Origin of the sequence: Nocardiopsis sp. NRRL B-16309, from assembly GCF_001279585.1 — a bacterium.
GTDB lineage: Bacteria > Actinomycetota > Actinomycetes > Streptosporangiales > Streptosporangiaceae > Nocardiopsis.
In genome coordinates this window covers 1-421 of the sequence record NZ_LGEC01000155.1, presented here as the reverse complement: position 1 = coordinate 421, position 421 = coordinate 1, and the positions used below count along the sequence as shown (strand labels likewise).

Genomic DNA, 421 nt, shown 5'->3' with positions numbered 1-421 from the left:
CGTGGAGCGCGGGGACGTGCGCACGGTGCTGTCCGCACCGGAGCACCCCTACACCCAGGCGCTGCTGGACGCGGTGCCCCGGGTCGAGGTCTCCCGCGCCCAACGGCGCGCCAGCGACCGCGCCGACCGCGCCGAGCGCGACGCGAAGGCCGGCGTCACCACCACCGCCCCCGCCGACTTCCAGGCCTTCACCCCCGGCACCTCGGGCGACTCCTCCGATGAGACTCCTCTGCTGAGGGTGGAGGAGGTGGCGCAGCGGTTCCGGGTGCGCGGTGGGATGTGGGGGCGTTCGACGGACTTCTGGGCGGTCAGGGACGTGTCCTTCGAGCTGCGCCAGGGCGAGACGCTGGGTGTGGTGGGCGAGTCGGGGTCGGGCAAGTCGACCCTGTCGCGGATGATCATGCGCCTGTTGGAGCCCACC

Annotated in this window: 1 protein-coding gene; it reads left to right on the top strand. The window is 73.4% G+C overall.

Features of this window, described 5'->3' with window-relative positions; translation table 11 throughout:
- Positions 1 to 421: ATP-binding cassette domain-containing protein (locus ADL05_RS29160; RefSeq protein ID WP_156366104.1), on the top strand; the 421-nt coding region annotated here is incomplete at both ends.